This is a genomic window from Xanthomonas sp. LMG 8993 (assembly GCF_009835065.2).
GTDB lineage: Bacteria > Pseudomonadota > Gammaproteobacteria > Xanthomonadales > Xanthomonadaceae > Xanthomonas > Xanthomonas arboricola.
This window is the reverse complement of the sequence record NZ_QVIF02000010.1, coordinates 15,468-39,621: the sequence shown is the minus strand read 5'-3', so window position 1 is coordinate 39,621 and position 24,154 is coordinate 15,468. Positions and strand designations below refer to the sequence as shown.

At 65.5% G+C, this 24,154-nt stretch carries 20 protein-coding genes and 1 riboswitch; of the genes, 12 read left to right on the top strand and 8 right to left on the bottom strand.

Annotated elements, in window-relative coordinates; translation table 11 throughout:
- A complete protein-coding gene (gene ndk / locus DYQ94_RS16850) occupies positions 1-426 on the bottom strand; it encodes a nucleoside-diphosphate kinase (RefSeq protein ID WP_024940120.1) in 426 nt (141 codons plus the stop codon).
- Positions 427-643: 217 nt separating this feature from the next.
- On the opposite strand from ndk, the gene DYQ94_RS16845 reads away from it, so the two are divergent.
- The 3 genes from DYQ94_RS16845 (at position 644) to DYQ94_RS16835 (ending at position 5,042) form a co-directional block, all read left to right on the top strand.
- On the top strand, positions 644-1,276 hold the full coding sequence (locus tag DYQ94_RS16845; protein WP_024940119.1) for a TetR/AcrR family transcriptional regulator: 633 nt from the start codon (positions 644-646) through the stop codon (positions 1,274-1,276).
- 25 nt (positions 1,277-1,301) lie between these two features.
- Complete coding sequence (locus DYQ94_RS16840) at positions 1,302-3,674, top strand: 3-hydroxyacyl-CoA dehydrogenase/enoyl-CoA hydratase family protein (RefSeq protein ID WP_126966714.1); 2,373 nt, start codon at positions 1,302-1,304, stop codon at positions 3,672-3,674.
- 162 nt (positions 3,675-3,836) lie between these two features.
- Positions 3,837-5,042, top strand: coding sequence for an acetyl-CoA C-acyltransferase (locus tag DYQ94_RS16835; protein WP_102256773.1), 1,206 nt, complete (start codon positions 3,837-3,839; stop codon positions 5,040-5,042).
- Between the two features lie 325 nt (positions 5,043-5,367).
- Here the strand turns inward: DYQ94_RS16835 and crcB are convergent, their stop codons facing one another.
- The 5 genes from crcB to DYQ94_RS16810 form a co-directional block, all read right to left on the bottom strand.
- Entirely contained in the window at positions 5,368-5,769 is a 402-nt protein-coding gene (gene crcB / locus DYQ94_RS16830) for a fluoride efflux transporter CrcB (protein ID WP_126966713.1), read from the bottom strand.
- 114 nt (positions 5,770-5,883) lie between these two features.
- A riboswitch (Fluoride riboswitch) is annotated at positions 5,884-5,952 on the bottom strand.
- A gap of 2 nt (positions 5,953-5,954) precedes the next feature.
- The gene (locus DYQ94_RS16825) at positions 5,955-7,244 is read right to left on the bottom strand and encodes a replication-associated recombination protein A (RefSeq protein WP_226427869.1); all 1,290 of its coding nucleotides are present in this window, start codon (positions 7,242-7,244) and stop codon (positions 5,955-5,957) included.
- Between the two features lie 159 nt (positions 7,245-7,403).
- Positions 7,404-8,033, bottom strand: coding sequence for an outer membrane lipoprotein periplasmic chaperone LolA (gene lolA, locus DYQ94_RS16820; RefSeq protein ID WP_016901760.1), 630 nt, complete (start codon positions 8,031-8,033; stop codon positions 7,404-7,406).
- A 107-nt stretch (positions 8,034-8,140) separates the two neighbouring features.
- Complete coding sequence (locus DYQ94_RS16815) at positions 8,141-10,072, bottom strand: DUF3857 domain-containing transglutaminase family protein (protein ID WP_126966712.1); 1,932 nt, start codon at positions 10,070-10,072, stop codon at positions 8,141-8,143.
- Positions 10,073-10,256: 184 nt separating this feature from the next.
- Complete coding sequence (locus tag DYQ94_RS16810; RefSeq protein ID WP_104574548.1) at positions 10,257-12,614, bottom strand: DNA translocase FtsK; 2,358 nt, start codon at positions 12,612-12,614, stop codon at positions 10,257-10,259.
- 283 nt (positions 12,615-12,897) lie between these two features.
- Between DYQ94_RS16810 and trxB the strand changes: the two genes are divergently transcribed.
- The 4 genes from trxB (at position 12,898) to infA (ending at position 16,338) form a co-directional block, all read left to right on the top strand.
- Positions 12,898-13,866 (top strand): thioredoxin-disulfide reductase, encoded by a 969-nt coding sequence (gene trxB / locus DYQ94_RS16805; protein ID WP_016901755.1) that lies wholly within the window; start codon positions 12,898-12,900, stop codon positions 13,864-13,866.
- 60 nt (positions 13,867-13,926) lie between these two features.
- On the top strand, positions 13,927-15,045 hold the full coding sequence (locus DYQ94_RS16800) for a GNAT family N-acetyltransferase (RefSeq protein WP_126966711.1): 1,119 nt from the start codon (positions 13,927-13,929) through the stop codon (positions 15,043-15,045).
- Between the two features lie 244 nt (positions 15,046-15,289).
- Positions 15,290-16,039 (top strand): leucyl/phenylalanyl-tRNA--protein transferase, encoded by a 750-nt coding sequence (aat, locus tag DYQ94_RS16795; protein ID WP_126966710.1) that lies wholly within the window; start codon positions 15,290-15,292, stop codon positions 16,037-16,039.
- A gap of 80 nt (positions 16,040-16,119) precedes the next feature.
- Positions 16,120-16,338 (top strand): translation initiation factor IF-1, encoded by a 219-nt coding sequence (infA, locus tag DYQ94_RS16790; protein WP_002813418.1) that lies wholly within the window; start codon positions 16,120-16,122, stop codon positions 16,336-16,338.
- A 303-nt stretch (positions 16,339-16,641) separates the two neighbouring features.
- On the opposite strand, the gene clpA is transcribed toward infA, so the two are convergent.
- Positions 16,642-18,924 (bottom strand): ATP-dependent Clp protease ATP-binding subunit ClpA, encoded by a 2,283-nt coding sequence (gene clpA / locus DYQ94_RS16785; protein ID WP_039527343.1) that lies wholly within the window; start codon positions 18,922-18,924, stop codon positions 16,642-16,644.
- A 142-nt stretch (positions 18,925-19,066) separates the two neighbouring features.
- Positions 19,067-19,387: an ATP-dependent Clp protease adapter ClpS gene (gene clpS, locus DYQ94_RS16780; RefSeq protein WP_016901748.1), complete on the bottom strand. Its 321-nt coding sequence runs from the start codon at positions 19,385-19,387 to the stop codon at positions 19,067-19,069.
- Between the two features lie 250 nt (positions 19,388-19,637).
- On the opposite strand from clpS, the gene DYQ94_RS16775 reads away from it, so the two are divergent.
- From DYQ94_RS16775 to DYQ94_RS16755, 5 genes are all read left to right on the top strand, one after another.
- The gene (locus tag DYQ94_RS16775) at positions 19,638-20,096 is read left to right on the top strand and encodes an NUDIX hydrolase (protein ID WP_024940110.1); all 459 of its coding nucleotides are present in this window, start codon (positions 19,638-19,640) and stop codon (positions 20,094-20,096) included.
- Positions 20,093-21,229 (top strand): tRNA 2-thiouridine(34) synthase MnmA, encoded by a 1,137-nt coding sequence (gene mnmA, locus DYQ94_RS16770; protein ID WP_054590953.1) that lies wholly within the window; start codon positions 20,093-20,095, stop codon positions 21,227-21,229. The genes DYQ94_RS16775 and mnmA overlap by 4 nt, the downstream gene beginning before the upstream one ends.
- Positions 21,229-21,843 (top strand): high frequency lysogenization protein HflD, encoded by a 615-nt coding sequence (gene hflD, locus DYQ94_RS16765; protein WP_126966709.1) that lies wholly within the window; start codon positions 21,229-21,231, stop codon positions 21,841-21,843. Before mnmA ends, hflD begins: the two co-directional genes overlap by 1 nt.
- A gap of 60 nt (positions 21,844-21,903) precedes the next feature.
- Positions 21,904-23,181: a methyl-accepting chemotaxis protein gene (locus DYQ94_RS16760; RefSeq protein ID WP_180968744.1), complete on the top strand. Its 1,278-nt coding sequence runs from the start codon at positions 21,904-21,906 to the stop codon at positions 23,179-23,181.
- A gap of 84 nt (positions 23,182-23,265) precedes the next feature.
- Positions 23,266-23,550: a hypothetical protein gene (locus tag DYQ94_RS16755; RefSeq protein WP_047128680.1), complete on the top strand. Its 285-nt coding sequence runs from the start codon at positions 23,266-23,268 to the stop codon at positions 23,548-23,550.
- Positions 23,551-24,154 lie beyond the last annotated feature (604 nt).

The following is a 24,154-nucleotide window of genomic DNA, read 5'->3' as shown; positions in this document are numbered from 1 at the left end:
TCAGCGCGAGACCACTTCGGTGGCGGCAAAGAAATACGCGACTTCGTTGGCAGCGTTCTCGACCGAATCCGAGCCGTGGGCGGCATTGGCATCGATCGAGTCGGCGAAGTCGGCGCGGATGGTGCCCGGCGCAGCGTCCTTGGGATTGGTCGCGCCCAGCAGGTCACGGTGTGCGGCAACGGCGTTCTCGCCTTCCAGCGCCTGGATCATCACCGGGCCGGAGATCATGAACTCGACCAGCGCGTTGAAGAACGGACGCTCGCGGTGCACGGCATAGAAGCCTTCGGCTTCGCGACGCGACAGCTGCTTGTACTTGGACGCCACGATCTTCAGGCCGGCCTTCTCGAAACGGCTGTAGATTTCGCCGATGACGTTCTTGGCAACGGCGTCGGGCTTGATGATGGACAGGGTGCGCTCCAGCGCCATGGGAGGATCTCCGTTGGGCGGGCCACTGAAGGCCCGAGGTTATCATGAAAAAAACCCGCGTCAAAACGCGGGCTTAGGCTTCTTTGCGATGGTCAATTCTATCCCTTCGTCGCTGCATTTGCACACCGCCCCCTGAATCGTGCTGCGTTGCCACATGACCGCCACAGCGTCCAGCCCGTAGACTCAAACAATCGTTTGATTGAGTTCCGCCCCGCGCATGCCCAAGCCCGCCCACTTCTCCACCAAGGACCGCATCCTCGGCGCGGCCGAGGAGCTGTTCGCCCAGCATGGCTTCGCGGGAACCTCGCTGCGCCAGCTGACCACCCAGGCCGACGTCAATATCGCGGCGGTCAATTACCACTTCGGGTCCAAGGAAAACCTGGTCAACGAAGTGTTCCGTCGCCGCATGGACGAGATGACCGCCGCGCGCCTGCAGCAACTGGAGGCGGCCAGGAAGTCACAGCCGGGCGAGCTCACCGCGGTGCTGGCGGCCTTCGTCGAGCCGGCGCTGGCAATGGCGCAGGACCGCCAGAGCGGCGGCGCGTTCGTGCGGGTAATTGCGCGCGCCTATGCTGAAAAGAACGACAACCTGCGCAAGTTCCTGTCCGACCACTACGGGCATGTGCTGCGCGAGTTCGGCAAGGCCATCGCTGCCTGCGTGCCGGGCCTGAGCAAGGAAGAGCTGTACTGGCGCCTGGATTTCCTGGCCGGTGCGCTCACCTATGCAATGGCCGATTTCGGACTGATCAAGCGCCCGGCCGGGGTCAGCGAGGCCGACCACCGCGCGCGCGCCGCGCGCGAACTGATTCGTTTTGCGGAACCTGGTTTCCGTACCCATTCCACACCGTAGTCGCTCACACCAAAGGCTCATCGCTATGTCCAATCCGTTGCTAGTCCGTCGTGCTGCCGTGCTCGGTGCCGGCGTCATGGGCGCGCAGATCGCCGCGCACCTCACCAATGCCGGTGTCGACACCGTGCTGTTCGACCTGCCTGCCAAGGAAGGTCCTGCCGACGGCATCGTGCTCAAGGCCATCGCCAACCTCGGCAAGCTCAGCCCTGCCCCGCTCGCCAGCAAGGCCCTGGCCGAGGCGATCACGCCGGCCAACTATGAAAGCGGTCTGGAGCAGCTGCGCGATTGCGACCTGATCATCGAAGCGATCGCTGAGCGCATGGACTGGAAGCAGGACCTGTACAAGAAGATCGCCCCGTTCGTGTCCGATCACGCCGTGCTGGCCTCCAATACCTCCGGCCTGGGCATCAACAAGCTCTCCGACGTGCTGCCCGAGCAATTGCGTCACCGCTTCTGCGGCGTGCATTTCTTCAATCCGCCGCGCTACATGCACCTGGCCGAACTGATTCCGGCCAAGGGCACCGACAAGGCCGTGCTGGAAGGACTGGAAAGCTTCCTGGTCACCACGCTGGGCAAGGGCGTGGTGTATGCGAAGGACACCCCGAACTTCATCGGCAACCGCATCGGCGTGTTCTCGATCCTGTCCACCATCCACCACACCGCCGAGTTCGGGCTGGGCTTCGATGAAGTCGATGCGCTGACCGGCCCGCTGGTCGGGCGCCCCAAGTCGGCGACCTACCGCACCTCGGACGTGGTCGGCCTGGACACCATGGCGCACGTGATCAAGACCATGGGCGACACCCTGCCCGACGATCCGTGGCACCAGTACTTCAAGTCGCCCAAGTGGCTGGAGGCGCTGATCGGCAAGGGCGCGCTCGGCCAGAAGGTCGGTGCCGGCATCTTCCGCAAGGTCGGCAAGGACATCGTGGTGCTGGACCTGGAGAAGCAGGATTACAGAACCGCCGATCGCAGCGCGGCGCCGGAAGTGGTCGAGATCCTCAAGATCAAGAACCCGGCCGAGAAGTTCGCCAAGCTGCGCGAAAGCCAGAACCCGCAGGCGCAGTTCCTGTGGGCCACCTTCCGCGACCTGTTCCACTACAGCGCCTACCACCTGGCCGATATCGCCGAAACCGCGCGCGACGTGGATCTGGCGATCCGCTGGGGCTACGGCTGGTCGCTCGGCCCGTTCGAGACCTGGCAGGCCGCCGGCTGGAAGCAGGTAGCGCAGTGGATTGCCGAAGACATCTCCAACGGCAAGAGCATGAGCAGCGCGCCGCTGCCGAACTGGGTGTTCGACGGCCGCGACGGCGTGCATGCGGCCGAAGGCTCGTACAGCCCGGCGCGCGACGCCAAGCTGCCGCGCTCGGCACTGCCGGTGTACAAGCGCCAGCGCTTCCCCGATCCGCTGCTGGGCGAGCAGTTCTCGCCGGGCGAGACGGTGTTCGAAAACGACGGCGTGCGCATGTGGCATGACGGCGACGACATCGCCGTGGTCAGCTTCAAGACCAAGATGAACACCGTCTCCGATCACGTGCTCAATGGCCTGCAGGAGGTCGTTGGCCGCGCCGAGAGGGACTTCGCCGGGCTGGTGATCTGGCAGCAGAAGGAGCCCTTCTCCGCCGGCGCCGATCTGGCCGGCGCGCTGGGTCTGCTGCAGGCCGGCAAGGTCGATGCATTCGAAGCGCTGGTCGCCAACTTCCAGGCCACCAGCCAGCGCATCAAGTACGCGCAGGTGCCGGTGATTTCGGCCGTGCGCGGGCTGGCGCTGGGCGGCGGCTGCGAGTTCCAGATGCACAGCGCCAAGACCGTGGCTTCGCTGGAAAGCTATATCGGTCTGGTCGAAGCTGGCGTTGGCCTGCTGCCTGCCGGCGGCGGCCTGAAGGAAATCGCCGTGCGTGCCTCGCAGGCCGCAGGTCCGGGCGGCGATGTGTTCGCCGAGCTGAAGAAGACCTTCGAGACCATCGCGATGGCCAAGGTGTCCAATTCGGCGGTCAATGCCAAGGAGCTGGGCCTGCTGCGCGCCACCGACAAGGTGGTGTTCAACAGCTTCGAGGCGCTGCACATCGCCAAGGCCGAAGCGCGCGCACTGGCCGAAGGCGGCTATCGCGCCCCGCTGCCGGCACGTCGCATCCAGGTCGCCGGCGACGTCGGCATCGCCACCTTCAAGATGCTGCTGGTCAACATGCTGGAGGGCCGCTTCATCAGCGACTACGACTATGAAATCGCCACCCGCATCGCCACGGTGATGTGCGGCGGCGAAGTCGATCGCGGCGCACTGGTCGACGAAGAATGGCTGCTCAAGCTGGAGCGCAAGCACTTCGTCGAACTGGCCCAGCAGGAAAAGACCCAGGCGCGGATTGGGCACATGCTCAAGACGGGTAAGCCGTTGAGGAACTGAGATTCGGGATTCGGGATTGGGGATTCGTAACAGCGGCTCCCCTGCCCTCCAACATTCTCGCTTCCACCAAATTCATCCGCCGGGCAGGACCATTCAGGAATCAGGATCCGCAGTTGCGAATCCCCAATCCCGACTCCCCAATCCCGGCTATCGGAGATAGCCATGAGCAAGCAGATTCAAGAAGCCTACATCGTCGCCGCCACCCGTACGCCGGTCGGCAAGGCGCCCAAGGGCGTGTTCCGCAATACCCGTCCCGACGACATGCTGGCGCACGTGTTGCGTGCAGTCGTGGCGCAGGCGCCGGGCATCGATCTGTCGCGGATCGACGATGCCATCATCGGCTGCGCGATGCCCGAGGGCGAGCAAGGCATGAACGTGGCGCGCATCGGCGTGCTGCTCGCCGGCCTGCCCAACAGCGTGGCCGGCCAGACCATCAATCGGTTCTGTTCGTCCGGCATCCAGGCCGTGGCGATGGCCGCCGACCAGATCCGTCTGGGCAATGCCGACCTGATGCTGGCCGGCGGTACCGAGTCGATGTCGATGGTGCCGATGATGGGCAACAAGGTCGCCATGTCGCCGAACGTCTTTGCCGACGACCACGTCGCGATCGCCTACGGCATGGGCATCACCGCCGAGAAAGTGGCCGAGGAATGGAAGGTCTCGCGCGAGGATCAGGATGCATTCGCGCTCGCTTCGCACCAGAAGGCGATTGCCGCCATTGCCGCCGGCGAATTCCGCGACGAGATCACTCCGTACGAGATCCTCTCGCACCAGCCCGACCTGGCCGGCAATGTCATCGCGCTGCGCAAGCGGCTGATCGACACCGATGAAGGCCCGCGCCCCGACAGCTCGCTCGAAGGCCTGGCCAAGCTGCGTCCGGTGTTCCGCAACGGCCAGTTCGGCGGCAGCGTCACCGCCGGCAACTCCTCGCAGATGAGCGACGGCGCCGGTGCGGTGCTGCTGGCCTCCGAGCAGGCGATCAAGGATTACGGGCTGACCCCGCTGGCGCGCTTTGTCAGCTTCTCGGTGGCCGGCGTGCGTCCGGAGGTGATGGGGATCGGCCCGATCGCGGCGATTCCCAAGGCGCTCAAGCAGGCCGGCCTGACCAAGGACCAGATCGACTGGATCGAGCTCAACGAAGCCTTCGCCGCACAGGCGTTGGCGGTGATCCGCGACAGCGAGCTGGATCCGTCCAAGGTCAACCCGCTCGGCGGCGCCATCGCCCTGGGCCACCCGCTGGGCGCCACCGGTGCGATCCGTGCCGCCACCCTGGTGCACGGTCTGCGCCGTCGTCAGCAGAAATACGGCATGGTCACCATGTGCATCGGCACCGGCATGGGCGCGGCAGGCATCATCGAAGCGCTGTAAGTCATGCACTGCGGGATCGGCCGCCGGGCCGATCCCGCAACGCCGACCAGGCTGTCAGTCAATCAGGGCGTGCGCGAGCACGCCTTTTTTATGCGCCAGTGCAAACAGTCGTCAGCGAATGCCAGCGACACCATGCATCCGTCGGCGCGCCCGACAGGCACGCGACCAGGCGTCGCGTCCGAGCATGGCTCCTGATGGCAGGTTGACCGTTGCCCGGCGGCGCCAACACATGCCAGCCATTCAATCGTCGGCGTGTATCTACGCTCGCAACGTCGCCGCATCCCGGCCTTGGCTTCACTGCCGCGATTACACGGCAGAGCTGCGCCTAACGCGCCACCAGCCACTGACCGGCACGCGCACCGGCGAACACCAGCGCCAGCCCGGCCACCAGCGTGATGGCCAGATACACGCCGATCATCGCGGACCGATCCGTGCGTGCGAATACCAGGCATTCCATCATCAGCGAGGAGAACGTGGTCAGCCCGCCGATCACACCGACGATCAACAAGGCCCGCAACGGCCAGCTTGCCGGCCCGCGCGCATCCAGCCAGACCAGCAGCACGCCGGCGACGAACGAGCCGAGCAGATTCACGGTCAGCGTGCCCCACGGAAATCCGTTGCCGAAGCGCTGCAGCAACGAAGCACCGATGGCAAAGCGCAGGCCGGAGCCCAGCGCACCGCCGATCATCGCCAACAGCAATTGCTGCCACCACACCGGTGCGTTCATGCGCGCACTCCGCAGGCGGCCAAAGGGGGTTTCAACAAGGTGTCGTGCATGTCGGCATCATCCGGTTTTCTGAGCGAGAAAGGATGCCGGGGCACAGACCTGCCGCCCCGGCGGGGGTGGGCAGGCATCATCAGCGCGCAAGGTGCGTGCGGTTCAAGGAGGAATGCCATCTCCTGTGCGGCCGATTATGCCGTGGGCTTGCCGCCCTTGTCAGCCCGCGCCTGTTCGCGCGCGGCGCGCAGGCGGTCGAGCTTTTCCTTGAGCTTGATCTCCAGCCCGCGCGGCACCGGGTTGTAATAGACCCGCTCGCCCATCGCATCCGGAAAGCCGGTCTGGTCCAGCGCGATCCCGCCTTCGGCGTCGTGGTCGTACTGATAGTCCTGCCCGTAGCCCAGCGTCTTCATCAGCTTGGTCGGCGCGTTGCGCAGATGCAGCGGCACCTCCTGCGTGCCGGTGGCGCGCACCTCGGCCTTGGCCTGGTTGAAGGCGGCATAGCCGGCATTGGACTTGGCGGTGCTGGCCAGATACAGCACCAGTTGCGCGAACGCCAGCTCGCCCTCCGGGCTGCCCAGACGTTCGTAGATATCCCAGGCTTCCAGCGCCATGCTCTGCGCGCGCGGATCGGCCAGGCCGATGTCCTCGATCGCCATGCGGGTCAGCCGCCGTGCCAGATAGGCCGGGTCGCAGCCGCCGTCGAGCATGCGCGTGAGCCAGTACAGCGCGGCATCGGGGTTGGAGCTGCGCACCGATTTGTGCAGCGCCGAAATCTGATCGTAGAACTGCTCGCCGTTCTTGTCGAAACGACGCGTGCGGTCGGCCAGCACCTGCAGCAGCGTCTGCGGAGTGATCTGGCCACCTTCGCCGCCTGCCAGTTCCGCGGCGATCTCCAGCAGGGTCAATGCACGGCGCACGTCGCCGTCGGCCGCGCTGGCAATTTCCAGCAGCGAGGCATCGCTGACCTGGATGCTCTCCTGCCCCAGCCCGCGCTCTGGATCATGCAGCGCACGTTGCAAGGCCTCAACGATGTCCTGCGGCGAAACGCCTTCCAGCACGTGCACGCGGCAGCGCGACAACAATGCCGAATTCAGTTCGAACGAGGGATTTTCGGTCGTCGCACCGACGAACAGGATCGTGCCACGCTCGATATGCGGCAGGAACGCATCCTGCTGCGCCTTGTTGAAGCGATGCACCTCATCGACGAACAACACCGTGCGGCGCCCGCCGGCAAAGCGCTGCGCAGCCTCGGCCAGCACCTGGCGCACCTCGGGCAAACCCGACAGCACTGCCGAGATCGCCTTGAACTCGGCGTCGGCGTAATGCGCCAGCAGCAGCGCCAGGGTGGTCTTGCCGCAACCGGGCGGACCCCACAGGATCATCGAATGCACGCGGCCAGATTCCACCGCGCGTCGCAATGCGCTGTCGGGCGCGAGCAGTCGCTTCTGCCCGACCATCTCGTCGAGGGTGCGCGGACGCATGCGCTCGGCCAGCGGGCGCAGGTGCTCGCCGTCTACGCTGAGCAGATCGGCTTCGGGAGTGATGGGGAGCTTGGTTCGTGCCACGCGGCATTGTATCGCGTCAGCCAACGACCTTCTGCGAACACGGCCGTTGGCTGCACGACTGCTGCAAGCAACGGCTTACTGCGCGTCGCCGACCACGTCCACACCCTTGCCCGGCGTGTAGCGGAAGGTGTCGGCCGCGAATGCCGGATTGCGCTTCCAGCCGCTGAAGCTGATCGCAGTGCGCTGGCCGACCGCATCCACCACTTCCATCCTGGCCAGGCCATCCTTGCCGAACCCCAGCGAGGCCATCTGGAAACTGGCTTCGGTGTCGACCTTGGGCGTCAGCGACAGCCATTGCAGTCCGTCACGTGGCGCCGCTTCTTCGCTGACGTCGTATTGCTTGTCCAGGCGCGCCGGGTCGATCAATGCAACCAGTGGGCTGTTCTGTTCTTCGCTGCCCTGCGCACGCACGGTCACCTGCTCCAGGTCCGGGTCGAACACCCACACCTTCTTGCCATCGGCCACGATCAGCTGCTTGTAGGGCTTGGCGTATTCCCAACGGAACTGGCGCGGCGCCGACAATGCCACCCGCCCGCTCGCGCGTTCCTTGACCCGGCCGTTGGCATCGGAGACCTGCTGACTGAACTGCCCGTCCAGGCCTTTCAGGCCGCGTGTGAACGTGTCCAGCTCCTGACGCGCACCGGCAAACGCGGTGCCGGCGAACAGGGCGGTGGCGAGAACGGCATAACGGAGCTGGCGATGCATCGCGGTGTTCCAGAAAGGGTATGCGGGAATTCTGATACTTCCTAGATGAATGGGCGAGCGCTATCGCACAAGGCGTTCAGATCGCGGCCGCTGCCAGTCGATTCATCTCACTGCGCCGTCTGTACCCTGGACAGATCGCCGTACACGATCTGCCCGCGAAAGCCGCGCCGCACCTGCTGGTAGAGCTCGCGAAACGCACGGTAATCCTGCGGCTGACACAGCGCCTGCGGCCCACGTACTGCTGCGCGTTGCAAGCGATGCACCGCCGTCACCGTCTGGCCCTGGCGCGCCCACTCGACCGCGTACTCGCCAGCAGCGTTGCGAAAGCGGCTGCTGCGCGGAATCGCGATGATCGGCACCGTCGCCGGGAAGCTCACCACATAGGTCTCTTCGCGCACGCTGTCGTTGCAGTAGAACGGGGTCAGGTTGTCGTCGGCCGAGGTGGTCGTATAGATGCCTCGGGTGGATTCGGCACCGGGCATATCGGGCAAGGTCATACCGCCGACCACCGAAAAATCCACCGCATCCTCGGCCTGGAAGGAATAGCGATAGTTGAACGGCGCATCCAGATCCAGCGGGTCGCCCTGGATCAACAGATCGCCGGTGCCGTCGAAGCCGGACTGCGCAATGATCGACTCCTCGATGCGATTGCGGTTCTGCGCATTGAGCTGCACGAACATCGCACGCAGCCCCACCTCGCCGGTCTGTCCGCTGTCGAGCGTGGTCAGGCCGTGTAGCCCGCCCTGCGGGGTAAAGCGGTACTCGGTACGCGCGACGTAGCGGTTGACCTTGCGGTCGTTGGGCGGGGTATGCGTGACCTTGCCGTCCAGCGTATGCACCACCGGCGCCCCGAGGTCGCCGGCCGGCAACTGGCCGAAGCGCGCGTACGGATTGGTCGAATCGACATACAGATCGAACGCCGGGATGTAGGTGATGGCGTGATTGAAGCGGCCGAGCACCGGGATCGGCGGCAGCGTCGGCCCGCCTTCGGCACCGATCAGCACCGGTGTGCTGGCAATGCCCTTGGCCGCCAGCAAGGCTTCCAGGATCACGGTGTGGTCCTTGCAGTCGCCATAGTGGTTGGACAGAATGCTGTCGGCGCTGTTGGGCTCCAGCCCGCCATTGCCTAGGTATACCGCCACGTAGCGGATATTGCGCGCCACCCACGCGTACAGCGCAGCGGCCTGCGCCCGCGGCGCGTCGATGCCGCGGGTCACCTCGTCGGCCAGCGACTGGATCGCCGGCGTCACCGCGGCGGCGCGGCCACCCTTGACGTGATAGGCCAGGCCCATCTGCGCCCAGCTGTCGAAGGTGCTGGCCATCAAGGTGGGGCTGAACTCCCAGGTCGCCGCGCTCCAGTTCTGGTTCTTCATCGGCGTGGTGCGCTGATAGCGCCACTCCCAGCGCGCCTGATCGCCACGCACCACCGGCCGGGTCCCGCCCTGCAAGCCGCGCACCGACAAATGCATCGGCAATGCCTTCGGTGCCACCAGCGTGACCACCGCATCGTCGTATTGCGCGAACACGCTGAAGGTCTCCCACAGACTGAAGTAGCCGGGGAAGTATGGGGTGTTCTGCGCACGCCGCACGCGATAGACGATGCGCGCGCCCGGGGCCAGATTCGGGAACACCACCACCTTGACCTTGCGGTCGGCATACATCGCCGCCGCTGCGCTGGAGTAGCTTTCCTGGGTGTAGATCTTGTCGGGCGCCACATCCTGGCGCAGTCCTTCGGCGGTGACGGTGTAGGCCTGCAGCACCTCCAGGGTTTCCATCTTCTCGCTGTAGCTCAGCCGCACCTGGCTGAACTGCTCCACTGCCGACTTGGTCTTGAGCAGGATCTCGTACTCGTCGGTTTCCACGCTGCTGGCATCGGCACGCACTTCGTAGTCGGCGCGATAGCGCACGAAGCTGTAGTTGGTGTCGGCCTGCGTGCGCGCCACAGCGGCAGCAGGCGCGGGCTGTTGCTGGGCCTGGGCCTGGGCCAGCAATGGCAGTGAGATCAGCAGCAGCAACAGCAACACGGAACGACGCAGCATGGGTCTCGATCGCGGCGGGCCGGAGCGGCCCTCGGGCATCAGGGTAGCCGGTGTGCGCCGCAGCGTCAGGCACCGGCCTCCAACATTGCCGCATCCATGCGCATGTGCATACGCGCGCACACTCCGCATCAGCACGGAACGCGGCGTCGACCAGGCCGATACGCGCCGCGTCGCCGGCCGCCGATTACTTGGGCGGCGGCGGTGCCAGCACGGTGCGATCGCCATTGTGCTCGGGCGGGCTGACCACGCCGGCCGCTTCCATCGCTTCGATCAGGCGTGCGGCGCGGTTGTAGCCGATCTTCAAGCGCCGCTGCACGCCGGAGATCGAGGCACGCCGGGTTTCGGTGACGATGCGCAAGGCTTCGTCGTACAGGGGGTCTGACTCGTCGCCGCCACCGCCGCTGCTCTCCGGCAAACCGGTCGCACCGACCACGGTGCCATCGCCCATGGTCTGCACTTCGTCCAGCACGCCTTCGACGTAGGACACCGGCCCGCTGGCCTTGAGGTGCTCGACCACCCGATGCACTTCCTCGTCGCTCACGAAGGCACCATGCACGCGGTCCGGCAGCGCAGTGCCGGGCGGCAGATACAGCATGTCGCCATTGCCCAGCAGCGCTTCGGCGCCGGACTGATCCAGGATGGTGCGCGAGTCGATCTTGGAGCTGACCTGGAACGCCACGCGGGTCGGGATATTGGCCTTGATCAGGCCGGTGATCACGTCCACCGACGGCCGCTGCGTGGCCAGGATCAGATGGATACCGGCCGCACGCGCCTTCTGCGCCAGGCGCGCGATCAACTCTTCGACCTTCTTGCCGACGATCATCATCATGTCGGCGAATTCGTCGATGAAGATCACGATGAACGGCAGCGTCTCCAGCGGCCGCGGCGCCTCTCCCAGTTCGGGATTGGGCTTGAACAGCGGGTCCATCATCGGCTGGCCGGCGTCGATGGCGTCCTTGATCTTCTTGTTGAAACCGGCCAGGTTGCGCACGCCCACTGCGCTCATCAGCTTGTAGCGGCGCTCCATCTCGGCCACGCACCAACGCAGGCCGTTGGCGGCCTCCTTCATGTCGGTGACCACCGGCGCCAGCAGATGCGGGATGCCCTGATAGACGCTCAATTCGAGCATCTTCGGGTCGATCATCAGCATGCGCAGTTCCTTGTGCGAGGCCTTGAACAGCAGGCTCAGCACCATCGCGTTGACCGCCACCGACTTGCCCGAGCCGGTTGTGCCGGCCACCAGCAAGTGCGGCATGCGCGCCAGGTCGGCCACCGTCGGGCGCCCGGCGATGTCCTTGCCCAGGGCCAGGGTCAGCGGACTGGCCGACTTGTCGTATTCCTTGGAGCGCAGCAGCTCGGACAGGAAGATCATCTCGCGGCTGACGTTGGGGATCTCCAGGCCGATCACCGACTTGCCCGGGATCACGTCGACCACACGCACTGACTTGACCGACAGCCCGCGCGCGATGTCCTTGTCCAGCGAGCTGATCTGGCTGACCTTGATGCCCGGTGCCGGCTCGATCTCGAAGCGGGTGATCACCGGGCCCGGATAGGCCCCGACCACCTGCGCCTCGATGCGGAAATCCTTGAGCTTGAACTCGATCTGCCGCGACAGCGTCTCCAGCGTCTCTTCCGAATAGCCCTTGGCCTGCGGCTTGGGGTCGTCCAGCAGGGCCAGCGGCGGCAGGTCGGAGCCGTCGGTGCTCACGCCCTGGAACATCGGGATCTGGGTATCGCGCTTGGCGCGCTCGCTCTTTTCCACCACCGGTGCCGGCGGCGGCTCGATCTTGACCGGCTCGCGCTTGGCCTGCTTGACCGCATCGACCTTGCGCACTTCCTCGCGCTCTTCGCGCATCACACGGGTCTGCTGCCACTCGGTGGCCTGGTGGGTTTTGCGCTGCATCAGCGGCCCCAGCGCCAGCACCCAGGTGCCGATGCGCTCCATCACCGCAAACCACGACAGGCCGGTGGCCAGGGTGATCGACACCAGCAGCAGCACCAGCACGAACAGGTTCGCGCCCAAGGCCCCGAACCCGGCGCTCAGCGAATTGCTAACCAACCGCCCCAGGATCCCGCCAGCGGCGGCCACGTCGCCGCTGAACAGGCGCAGATGCAGGAAGCCGGTCGAAGCGATCAGGAAACCCACCATGCCGACCAGCCGCAATGCCGGCCCCAGGTCGGCCTCGGCCTGTCCTTCCTTGTCCATGCCGAACAAGGCGATCCAGGCCACCGCGCCCAGCACCACCGGCAGCAGGAAGGCCACATAACCGAACAGCTGCAGCAGCACGTCGGCCGTCCAGGCACCGACGCGGCCGCCCATGTTGTGCACCGGCGCGACCACGCTGCCGGTCTGCGACCAGCCCGGATCGGCGCTCGAATAGGTGAACAGGCTGGCCAGCAGATACAGCAGCAGCGGCGCCACCGCGATCAATGCCAGATCGCGCCAGAGCTTTTGCCGACGCGGATTGTCCGCCGCCGCTGTCTTGCGCGAGGACGTCTTGCCCTCAGCGGGCTTGCTGCGTTCGGGAACCTGCTTTGCCACCTGTAGCCAGACCTTAGAAAAATGCTGTTAGTGGTTGATAATAAACGACTGAGGCCACGGTTTCAGCTGTTGCATGCGCATCGCCTGCCCAGGCATGCGATGGTCAACAAAAAACGCCGCACGGGGCGGCGTTGATTACGCGTACTGGGTGGACCATGCCATCTGCGGTTCAAGCAGTTCCATCGCGCCGCCTTGATTCACCGGGTGGGGACCGCCACTCTATGCCGCCACAGGGGCGCGAATTCACCCGCCTGCCCTGCCAATTCCTAGATCGCGAGTATACATGAGCGCCTCTTCTGCCAGTCCCGCCAAGCATTCCCGTCTGCTGATCCTGGGCTCCGGCCCGGCCGGCTGGACCGCCGCGGTCTACGCCGCCCGCGCCAACCTCAAGCCGGTGGTGATCACCGGCCTGCAGCAAGGCGGCCAGCTGATGACCACTACCGAAGTCGACAACTGGCCGGGCGACCCCCACGGCCTGATGGGCCCGGACCTGATGAGCCGCATGCAGGCGCATGCCGAGCGCTTCGAGACCGAGGTGATCTTCGACCACATCCACACCGCCGACCTGTCGCAGCGCCCGTTCCGTCTGACCGGCGACGGTGCCGAATACACCTGCGACGCACTGATCATCTCCACCGGCGCCACCGCCAAGTACCTGGGCATCCCCAGTGAGGAAGCCTTCAAGGGCCGCGGCGTGTCCGCCTGCGCCACCTGCGACGGCTTCTTCTACAAGGACCAGGACGTGGTGGTGGTCGGCGGCGGCAATACCGCGGTCGAAGAAGCGCTGTACCTGTCCAACATCGCCCGCAAGGTCTACCTGGTGCATCGCCGCGACACGCTGCGCGCCGAAAAGATCATGCAGGACAAGCTGTTCGCCAAAGTCGCCGCCGGCAAGATCGAAACCGTCTGGCACCACGCCATCGATGAAGTACTGGGCAACGATGCCGGCGTCACCGGCGTGCGGGTCAAGTCCACCCTCGACGGCAGCACCCGCGAGATCGTCGCGCACGGCTTCTTCGTTGCCATCGGCCATCATCCCAACACGCAACTGTTCGACGGCCAGCTGGCGATGAACAACGGCTACCTGGAAATCCGCTCCGGCCTCAACGGCGCGGCGACCGAGACCTCGGTGGCCGGTGTGTTCGCCGCCGGCGACGTCGCCGACCAGCACTACCGCCAGGCGATCACCTCGGCCGGCTTCGGCTGCATGGCCGCGCTGGATGCCGAGCGCTACCTCGACAAGAGCGCCTGAGGTGGCTGCTGACCGCCGGCCGCGCCGCGCGGGCAGCGCCGAAACCAGCGGACCGTGCGCATGAGCGTCACCGCCCGCTGGTGCCGCCGGCTGGACGAGCTTCCGGCCGAGGCCTGGGATACGCTGCACGACGGCGCGCACCCATTCATTTCTTATGCGTTCCTGGAAGGCCTGGAGCAGGAGGGCTGCCTGCGCCCGGACTGGGGCTGGAACCCGCTGCACCTGACACTATGGGATGGCGACACGCTGGTCGCCGCCGCGCCGGGGTACCTGAAGAACAACTCGCATGGCGAGTTCGTGTTCGACCACGCCTGGGCGCACGCCTATGCGCGCTACGGTCAGGAGTACTTCCCCAAGTGGCTGTGCGGGGTGCCCTACTCGCCGGTGACCGGACCGCGCCTGCTGGGCGCAGCGCGCTGGCGCCCGCAGTTGCTCGCGGCGATGCGTACGCTGGTGGAGCGCAGCGGGCTGTCGTCGGCGCACGTCAACTTCCACCCGGCCGACGAAGACACCGCCTTCGACGCCGACTGGCTGGAGCGCAACGATCTGCAGTACCACTGGCACAACGCTAGTGGCTGGAGCGATTTCGAAAGCTTCCTGGCCGCGATGGACCATAAACGGCGCAAGAACATCCGCCAGGAGCGCGCCAAGGTGCAGCGGGCCGGCGTGCAGTTGCGCGTGGTGCATGGCGATGAAGCCAGCGACGCCGACCTGGAAGCGATGTACGGTTTCTATCTCAAGACCTTCAACGAATACGGCAATTCGCCCGCGCTGACGCCGGAATTCCTGCATCACCTGGCCCGGCACCTGCCGCGCCAACTGGTGATGTTTCTGGCCGAGCTGGACGGGAAACCGATCGCCGGCGCGCTCTGTCTGCGCGGGCGCGACACGCTGTACGGGCGTTACTGGGGCGGTGAAGCCCTTCCGGGGCTGCATTTCGAAACCTGCTACTACCAGGGCATCGAATACTGCCTGCGCGAGGGCTTGGCTCGCTTCGAGCCCGGCGCGCAAGGCGAGCACAAGATCGCGCGCGGCTTTCTGCCGACCCTGGTCCGCAGCCGCCACTGGATCGCCGACCCCGGCTTCCGCGAGCCGCTGGCGCAATGGTGTGCCGACGAGCGCCAGGCGGTGGCCCGGCACGCACGCGAGCTGTCCGAGCACAGCCCGTTTCGCGACTGAGCCGCGCGGCGGCGACGTAGGGCGTAGCCGCCGCTGATCGCCGGCCGGGCGTCTTGCGGACGTCGGAGCAAGGCGGCCAAATCCACCCAGAGAACACTCGTCTGGCGAGTGCGAACCACGCGCCCGGCACCGCGGTGCTCGCGGACGCATGCCGCAAAGTGTGTCGACCACACACGCGGTTCGTCGCGCCGGCGATGGTCGTCGCCCTGGGTGCAGCATGTACGCCACGCTCTACACTGCGCGCATGTCCCGCGCCCTTCCCTACCTGCTGGCGGCCGATCCGGCCGCCCCGTTTCCGCCGGCCGAGTCCGCGTTGCGCGAGCCGGACGGCCTGCTCGCCATCGGTGGCGACCTGTCGCCGCAGCGCCTGCTCAACGCCTATGCCAGTGGCGTGTTCCCGTGGTTCTCGGAAGGCCAGCCGATCCTGTGGTGGAGCCCGGACCCACGCACGGTGTTTCGCACCGATGGCGTGCGCCTGTCCTCGCGCTTCCGTCGCCAGCTGCGCAGCAGCCACTGGATCGTGCGCGCCGATACCGCCTTCGCGCAGGTGATCGATGCCTGCGCGTCGATTCCGCGTGCCGGCCAGAATGGCACCTGGATCACCACGCCGATGCAGCAGGCCTATCTCGAACTGCATCGGCTGGGCCATGCGCATTCGCTGGAAGTATTCGATGGCACACGCCTGGTCGGCGGCATCTACGGCGTGGCGGTCGGCCGGATGTTCTTCGGCGAGAGCATGTTCAGTGTCGACAGCGGCGGCTCCAAGGTGGCGCTGGCGGCGCTGGCCGCGCACCTGCACTCCCGCGGGTGGCCGTTGCTCGACGCACAGGTGGAAAATCCGCACCTGATGCGCCTGGGGGCGCAACGCCTGCCACGTGCAGAGTTCCTGCAGCAGGTGCGGCTGCAGGTCGGCCAGGCGGCGGCACCCGGCAGTTGGTCCGAACGCTACGGCGAGCGGCCTGCCAGCGCACTCGCTGAAGTCCGCTTAACATAAAATTTGCACCGCGGGGAGATGGGGCGTAAAATGCCGTCCCTTACGGCCCTTCCGGGCCAGCCGTGATTGCACAGGATTACATGTCGAAAGACGACTCCATTGAATTCGAAGGCAGCGTCAGCGAGACGCTCCCCAACACCACGTTCCGGGTCAAGCTGGAAAACGGGCATGAGATCATCGCCCACATCTCCGGCCGCATGCGCAAGAACTACATCCGCATCCTGACCGGCGACCGGGTCAAAGTTGAGATGACTCCCTACGACCTGACCAAGGGTCGTATTACCTACCGCATGAAGTAAGCGGTTCTGGTGTGAGACGCGAGGCGGCCAATGGCCGCTTTTTGTCGTTCCCGAGATTTGCGTATCGGGTTGGCAGCGGCGATCCGGCAGTGTCGGCTTGCGTCTGTCTTCGCTTGCACCTTGCCTCCGGCGCTTACGCCTCGATCGCTACCCTGCCCAAGCTCCGGAAGCGCGCTGTCGTTGCTCCTCGCGAGCCGCGACCGCCGCCCGGCTTCTGCGCGCCCCTCACTCGGGCCACAAGTTCTGAGGGCATAAAAAAACCGCTCTTTCGAGCGGTTCTTTCGTTTCAGGACCGCAAGGCGATCAGTCGACCGTTGCCGGCAGCAGACGCTCTGGTTCCGGGTGCGCTTCCACCACCAGTTCGCCATCCTTGACGTCGATACTGACCCGACCGCCTTCCACCAGCTTGCCGAACAACAGTTCGTCGGCCAGCGGACGCTTGATCTTCTCCTGGATCACACGCGACATCGGGCGCGCGCCCATCAATGGATCGAAGCCGTGCTGGGCCAGCCAGTCGCGCGCAGTCGGGGTGGCCGACAGCGAGACGTGCTTTTCCTGCAGCAGCATTTCCAGCTCGATGATGAACTTGTCCACCACCCGCAGGATGTGATCGAAGCCCAGCGGCTGGAACTGCACGATCGCATCCAGGCGGTTGCGGAACTCGGGCGTGAAGCCGCGGCGAATCGACTCCATCGCATCGGTGGAGTGATCCTGCTTGGTGAAGCCGATCGACCGCCGCGACGCCTGGGTGGCGCCGGCATTGGTCGTCATCACCAGGATCACGTTCTTGAAGTTCGCCTCGCGCCCGTTGGTGTCGGTCAGAATGCCGCGATCCATGACCTGCAACAGGATGTTGAAGATGTCCGGATGCGCCTTCTCCACCTCATCCAGCAGCAGCACGCAGTGCGGCGTCTTGACGATTTTCTCGGTCAACAGACCGCCTTGATCGAAGCCCACATAACCCGGAGGCGCACCGATCAGGCGGCTGATCGAATGCGCTTCCATGTACTCGGACATGTCGAAGCGCACCAGTTCGATCCCCAGCTGCAGCGCGAGCTGCTTGGTGACCTCGGTCTTGCCGACACCGGTGGGGCCGGCGAACAGGAAGTTGCCGATCGGCTTTTCCGGATTGGCCAGGCCCGAGCGCGCCAGCTTGATCGAACCGGCCAGCGTCTCGATTGCCGGGTTCTGCCCGAAGATCACCATCTTCAGGTTGCGCTCCAGATGCTGCAGCACGTCCTTGTCGGTCGCGCTGACCTGCTTGGCCGGAATCCGCGCCATTTTGGCGACGATGGTCTCGATCTCCTCGATATCGATCAGTTCCTTGCGCTTGCCTTCCGGCAGCAGACGCTGACGCGCACCGGCCTCGTCGATCACATCGATCGCCTTGTCCGGCAGCAGGCGGTCACCGATGTGCTTGACCGACAGGTCTACGGCCGCCTGCAGCGCGTCATCGGCATAGGTCACACCGTGATGCGCCTCGTACTTGGGCTTGAGGCCCTGCAGGATTTCGAAGGTCTCGCCCACGGTCGGCTCGACGATGTCGATCTTCTGGAAGCGACGCGCCAGTGCACGGTCCTTTTCGAAGATGCCGCGGTATTCCTGGAACGTGGTCGAGCCGATGCAGCGCAGCTCGCCCGACGACAGCGCCGGCTTGATCAGATTGGACGCATCCATGGTGCCACCCGACGCCGATCCGGCACCGATGATGGTATGGATCTCGTCGATGAACAGCACCGCGTTGGGCACCTTCTTCAGCGCCGCCAGCACGCCCTTGAGGCGCTTTTCGAAGTCGCCGCGGTACTTGGTGCCGGCCACCAGCGCGCCCAGGTCCAGCGAGAAGATCACCGCATCGGCCAGTACCTCCGGCACGTCGTTGTCAACGATGCGCTTGGCCAGACCTTCGGCGATCGCGGTCTTGCCCACGCCGGCCTCGCCCACGTAGAGCGGGTTGTTCTTGCGGCGGCGGCAAAGCACCTGGATGGTGCGCTCGATTTCGTCGCCACGGCCGACCAACGGGTCGATCTTGCCGTTGCGGGCCTGCTCGTTGAGATTGGTGGCGAACTCGGCCAGCGCATCGCCCTTGGCCTCGCCCTCCCCGCCCTCGCTCTTGGGCTCGCCATCGGAGGCGGACGGCTGCTCACCGTCCTCACCCAGCTTGGCGATGCCGTGGGAGAGGTAATTGACGATATCCAGACGGGTGATGTCCTGCTGGTTCAGGAAGTACACCGCGTGCGAATCCTTCTCGCCGAAGATCGCGACCAGCACGTTGGCGCCGGTGACTTCCTTCTTGCCCGAGGATTGCACGTGATAGACCGCACGCTGCAGCACGCGCTGGAAGCCCAGGGTGGGCTGGGTGTCGCGGCCATCGTCTTCGGCCAGGCGCGAGACCGAGGCCTCGATCGCCTGCTCCAGATCGTTGTGCAAACGCACCTGGTCGGCGCCGCAAGCCTTGAGGACGGCCTGGGCGGACGGGTTGTCCAGCAGCGAGAGCAGCAGGTGCTCGACGGTCATGAACTCATGACGCGCCTCGCGTGCTCGCTTGTAGCACTGGCCGATGGTTTGCTCTAGGTCTTTGCTGAACATTGGTAACTCCGAACGGCTGTTGCCAACAATATGCGGCTTTTGTTGGGATTTACCACAACCCTATCGGATAGGCATGTTCAGACGGCGTTAGCATGTGATTGCAGCCACAGTGTTGCGCTGCTGGAATGATCGGATTGACGCCTCAGGTCTGTTCCATCGTGCACAGCAGCGGGTGCTGGTTCATGCGCGAAAATTCATTGACCTGCGCCACCTTGGACTCGGCGACTTCGCGGCTGTAGACCCCGCAGACGCCGCGTCCACGGGTATGGACATGCAGCATGACCTGGGTGGCCCGCTCCAGATCGAGGTTGAAAAACTGCTGCAGCACCGTCACCACGAAGTCCATCGGGGTGTAGTCGTCGTTCAGCAAAAGCACCTGGTAGCGCGGCGGTGGCGCCACTTCAGGCTTGCTGGCTTCGACGGTGAGGCCGTGATCGTGTTCGTGTGAGGTCTTACGAGGCATCCGGGCATTATACGGTTCATCGCCGCACGCATTGGACGATTTACGCCGCGCCCCGCACAATTTGTCTCCGATTCCATGGCTGGCCCTTGATGACCGATTCCCTGACCGCGCGGTTGCTGGCGCCGTCGTTCACTGCCGACTTGTCCAGCTCCGTGCACCTTGCCGGGTCGCAGCGCCGCTTGACCTGGCTTCAAACCGTACGGTTCGCCGCTAGCGCGAGCGCCGCCCCGATCACGCAGGACCCGCAGCGATGAGCGCTTCCGACCAACGCTGGCATCCGGATGTCACCGTAGCCACCGTGGTGGTGCGCGACGGGCGCTTCCTGCAGGTGGAAGAGACCATCGGCGGCAAGCTGTTGTTGAACCAGCCTGCCGGGCATCTGGAACCGGATGAGAGCCTGCTCGATGCGGCGGTGCGCGAGACGCTGGAAGAGACCGGCTGGGATGTCCGCCTGACCCATTTCATCGGCACCTATCAGTGGGTCGCCCCGACTGGCCAGTGCTTCCTGCGGTTTGCGTTTGTGGCCGAGGCCGTGACCCACCATCCCGAGCGCAGCCTGGATACCGGCGTGGTGCGCGCGTTGTGGATGACGCCGGACGAATTGCGCAGCGCGAGCGAGCGCCTGCGCAGCCCGCTGGTGTGGGAGGTGGTGGCCGACTATCTGGCCGGCCAGCGCCATCCCTTGGCCTTGGTGCGGCACGTCGCATGAGTACGCCGCGGATCGTTGTCGGTGTCTCCGGCGGTGTGGATTCGTCGGTGGCGGCCTGGCGGCTGGCCCAGCAGGGCGAGTCGATCGCCGGGCTGTTCATGCAGAACTGGGCCGACGATGGCAGCGGCGATTGCCGCGCCGAGGACGACCGCCGCGATGCGGTGGCGGTGTGCGGGGTGCTGGGCATCCCGTTCCACTTCCGCGATTTTTCCGGTGAATACTGGAGCGGCGTGTTCGAGCACTTCCTGGCCGAATACGCGGCCGGGCGCACGCCGAACCCGGACGTGCTGTGCAACCGCGAGGTCAAGTTCAAGCATTTTCTGGAGGCGGCCCAGGCGCTGGGCGCCGAGCGCATCGCCACCGGCCACTATGCGCGGGTGGCGCACAGCGGCGGGCGCTGGCGCCTGCTGCGCGGCGCCGACCGCAGCAAGGACCAGAGCTATTTCCTGCATCAGCTGGGCCAGACCCAGCTGGCCGCGACGCTGTTTCCGATCGGCGATATGGAAAAAAGCACGCTGCGCCGGGTCGCCCAGGACGCCGGTCTGCCGACCCATGCCAAGAAGGATTCCACCGGCATCTGCTTCATCGGCGAGCGCGATTTCCGCGAGTTTCTGGGCCGTTACCTGCCCGCACGCAGCGGCGAGATCCGCGACCCGCAGGGGCAGCGCATCGCCGAGCATCCGGGGGTGTTCTATTTCACCCTCGGTCAGCGCGAAGGCCTGAACATCGGTGGCGTGCGTGGGCGTGCCGCCGCGCCGTGGTACGTGGTCGGCAAGGATGTGGCGAGCAACGTGCTGTATGTGGACCAGGACCGCGACAGCCCGCTGCTGCAATCGCGCTGGCTGCAGTCCGAGCAGGCCCATTGGGTTACCGGGGCACCGCCCGCGCGCAGCTTCGGCTGCACCGCACAGACACGTTACCGGCAGCCCGACGAGCCGTGCACGGTGGAGGTGCAGGACGATGGCAGCGTGCAGGTGCGTTTCGAGCGGCCGCAGCGGGCGGTGACGCCCGGGCAGTCGCTGGTGTTGTACGACGGCGAGGAATGCCTGGGTGGCGCAGTCATTGCCGCCACCGATGCGCCGCTGGAACGCCAACTGGCGGGATCTTCTTTTTCACCTGAGGTAGTGGCTTGATGAGTTCTTCCATGGATCACCGCGTGCTGGCGCTTGCCGGCGTCGCCCAGGCCCTGCAACAGGTGCGGCGGATCGCCGAAACCGGGCATTCGGAGGCTGCGACGGTGCGTACCGCCATGGACAGCGTGTTCCGGGTGGATGCGTCCTCGCCGGAGGCCGTGTACGGCTCGGTCGCGGATGTGGCGCAGGGCCTGCGGGTGCTGCACAACTATTTCCACAACCAGGGCCAGGACGAGGTCCTACCGCGACTGGCGCTGGCAGTGCTGCAGCTGGAGCGCCGCTTCGTGCGCGACACCGCCACCGTCGCCACGGTCTCCAATGGCATCGAGGCAGCGGCGCGGCAGGCACACAGCCTGGGCGACAGCGGCCACCCGGATGTGCTGAGTTCGCTTGGCGGGCTGTATGCGCAGACCATCAGCCACCTGCGCCCCAAGGTCATGGTGCAGGGCAATCCGCATTACCTGGGCCAGGCCGGCGTGGTTGCGGAAATCCGCGCGCTGCTGCTGGCCGCGGTCCGCTCGGCCGTGTTGTGGCGGCAGATGGGTGGCAGCCTGTGGGATTTCCTGTTTGCCAAGCGCGCAATGATCGAGGCGGTGGACCGCGCGCTGCGCTAAACCACTGACGATCCCGGTGTGCTACACGCGCTGGCGGTCGCTGGCGCGTGTCAACGAAGATTGAACGGGCGAGACGATGTGGCGATCGTCGCTAAAGACAAAGGGGGTACGGCCGATACAGCAACCGTGACTCTGCCGAGAACGCCCATGTATTCACGTCCACTTATCCGTCTGGCCGCCCCTTTGGCCCTGACCTTGCTGTTTCCCTTCGCTGTCGGATTCGACTGGCCCGCTTCGGTGCGCTGGGCGATCCTGGCGACCATGACGCTCAGCTGGCTCGGTTTCGCTGCCTGGGTGACCTACTCCCAGTTCCGGCGTCATCCGGACCAGACCCGCATCCTGCGCGAGCAGGACCAACTGCTCAACGAACTGCGTACGTTCGTCAGCAACGAAGTCGACGGTTCGCGTTCGGAAGTCGAGCGTGCCCGCGAACTGATCCGCCAGGCCGTGTCCGGTCTTGGTGGCAGCTTCGAAGCGATGAATCGCAAGTCGCGCCAGCAAAGCCAGGCATTGGCCCGTATCGTCGACCGTGCCGGTGACGACGGCAGCGCCGGTGTCGACGTCGCCCGCTTCGCCCAGCACGCCAGCTCCCGCATGGAGCAACTGGTGGAAGCGCTGGAACAGGTGAGTGGCCAAAGCACCAACACCGTGCACCACATCGATGAGATGGCCCAGCACCTGGATGGCATCTTCGCGCTGCTGGAAGACGTCAAGTCGATCGCCGACCAGACCAACCTGCTGGCCTTGAATGCCGCCATCGAAGCAGCCCGTGCCGGTGAAGCCGGTCGCGGCTTCGCGGTGGTCGCCGACGAGGTGCGCAACCTGTCCGAGCGTTCCACCACCTTCAACGAACAGATCCGCAAGCTGGCACACAGCTCCAAGGAATCGATCGCCAAGGTGCGTGAAACGGTCTCGCAGCTGGCCTCGCGCCACATGGATCGCTCCCGCGAAGCCCGCCACGAATCGGCGGCGATGCTGGAGAACGTCGCGCAGATCAACGCCTCGCTGGGCGACGGCATGCGCGAAATTTCCGAATGCGCGCGCTCCATCGACGGTAGCGTGGCCGAAGCGGTGCGTGCCCTGCAGTTCGAGGACATCGCCACGCAGACGCTGAGCGGTATCCACACCCACCTCGATCGCCTCACCGCGATCAACCGCGAAGCGGTGGCGCTGCAGGAACTGCTGCATCGCAATGGCGGCGTGTACGACAGCGATCTGGTCGCCGCGCTGGCCAAGGTGTCCAACCGCCTGCGCGACATGCGTGTGGAATGGGAGCGCCCGCCGCACAAGCCGGTGGCGCAGCAAGGCATGGGCGCCGGTACGGTCGAGCTGTTCTAAGACCGATGCCACGCACTGTCTGATTTCCGACATTCCCCGGCCTTCCGGGGATTTGTCGTTCCGCAACAACCTGGTATTCCGCTGATGACGCTCCTTGCCCCGCCCACCGATGCACCCACGGCCGTGCTGGAATCAGCCGCGCTGGCGGCTGCACACGCCCAGCGCATCGCACAAAGCGACGCTGCCCGGCCCGCGCTGCGCAGCGTGCGCATGCCGGCCGCGCTGGAACGGCTGGAGCGTGCCGCCCGTGCGGAAGTGCAGGCAATGCAGCACCCGCGCCGTAGCTGCAGCGAAGAAGAACTGCTGTTCGCGACCGTGGCCTGGGACCTGGGGCTGGATGGCGCCGCTGTGGACGTATCCGGACGCTGACGTTTCTGTGCGACAGCGGGGCGTGCCTCGGCAGGCGCCCCGCTGGCTGTATCCACTGCCCGACCTGTGGCGTTTGTGCATCAGGCCGTGCCACCCGGCGTGGCGCCGAACAGGCAATGCCGTGCGATTGCAGCAACAGGGTGACGTCTCCCCTGCCCGTCTGCTCGACGACTTATACGACACCAAGTCGGATGTAGAGCGCCTAGCTCAGTAGCTTGGCAGCAGGGCCCTTGCCTGCCCACCGTTGCGGGACACGCCGTGAATCCGTCCCTCGATGCTCTTACTGCGGCATCCATGCCGCTCAAGGTCCCGCGATGATGAGCGGGCTGCACCGGCACGACGTAGCTTCCGCTCTGAATTGCGACGTGTACCCTTTCGGTAGTCAGGCGTGTGATGGATCAGGTGTGGATCGCCTGGCTTTGCAGGTTGGTTGCAGGGCCCTTGCCCGCCCACCATCGCAGGACACGCCGCAAGTACATCCATGTAGGCTCTTACGCGGCATCCATGCCGCGTAAGGTCCGGCGACGGTAGGCGGGCAAGGACCTGTCGAGATAGTCGGTGTGTGTGGTTGCAAGCAGAGCATGAGGTGCATTGTTCGGATCAC

Bases quoted from the DNA above. Each gene is read 5' to 3' on its own strand.
- ndk (WP_024940120.1), bottom strand. From the start codon at position 426: ATGGCGCTGGAGCGCACCCTGTCCATCATCAAGCCCGACGCCGTTGCC.
- DYQ94_RS16845 (WP_024940119.1), top strand. From the start codon at position 644: ATGCCCAAGCCCGCCCACTTCTCCACCAAGGACCGCATCCTCGGCGCG.
- DYQ94_RS16840 (WP_126966714.1), top strand. From the start codon at position 1,302: ATGTCCAATCCGTTGCTAGTCCGTCGTGCTGCCGTGCTCGGTGCCGGC.
- DYQ94_RS16835 (WP_102256773.1), top strand. From the start codon at position 3,837: ATGAGCAAGCAGATTCAAGAAGCCTACATCGTCGCCGCCACCCGTACG.
- crcB (WP_126966713.1), bottom strand. From the start codon at position 5,769: ATGAACGCACCGGTGTGGTGGCAGCAATTGCTGTTGGCGATGATCGGC.
- DYQ94_RS16825 (WP_226427869.1), bottom strand. From the start codon at position 7,244: ATGCGTCCGCGCACCCTCGACGAGATGGTCGGGCAGAAGCGACTGCTC.
- lolA (WP_016901760.1), bottom strand. From the start codon at position 8,033: ATGCATCGCCAGCTCCGTTATGCCGTTCTCGCCACCGCCCTGTTCGCC.
- DYQ94_RS16815 (WP_126966712.1), bottom strand. From the start codon at position 10,072: ATGCTGCGTCGTTCCGTGTTGCTGTTGCTGCTGCTGATCTCACTGCCA.
- trxB (WP_016901755.1), top strand. From the start codon at position 12,898: ATGAGCGCCTCTTCTGCCAGTCCCGCCAAGCATTCCCGTCTGCTGATC.
- DYQ94_RS16800 (WP_126966711.1), top strand. From the start codon at position 13,927: ATGAGCGTCACCGCCCGCTGGTGCCGCCGGCTGGACGAGCTTCCGGCC.
- aat (WP_126966710.1), top strand. From the start codon at position 15,290: ATGTCCCGCGCCCTTCCCTACCTGCTGGCGGCCGATCCGGCCGCCCCG.
- infA (WP_002813418.1), top strand. From the start codon at position 16,120: ATGTCGAAAGACGACTCCATTGAATTCGAAGGCAGCGTCAGCGAGACG.
- clpA (WP_039527343.1), bottom strand. From the start codon at position 18,924: ATGTTCAGCAAAGACCTAGAGCAAACCATCGGCCAGTGCTACAAGCGA.
- clpS (WP_016901748.1), bottom strand. From the start codon at position 19,387: ATGCCTCGTAAGACCTCACACGAACACGATCACGGCCTCACCGTCGAA.
- DYQ94_RS16775 (WP_024940110.1), top strand. From the start codon at position 19,638: ATGAGCGCTTCCGACCAACGCTGGCATCCGGATGTCACCGTAGCCACC.
- mnmA (WP_054590953.1), top strand. From the start codon at position 20,093: ATGAGTACGCCGCGGATCGTTGTCGGTGTCTCCGGCGGTGTGGATTCG.
- hflD (WP_126966709.1), top strand. From the start codon at position 21,229: ATGAGTTCTTCCATGGATCACCGCGTGCTGGCGCTTGCCGGCGTCGCC.
- DYQ94_RS16755 (WP_047128680.1), top strand. From the start codon at position 23,266: ATGACGCTCCTTGCCCCGCCCACCGATGCACCCACGGCCGTGCTGGAA.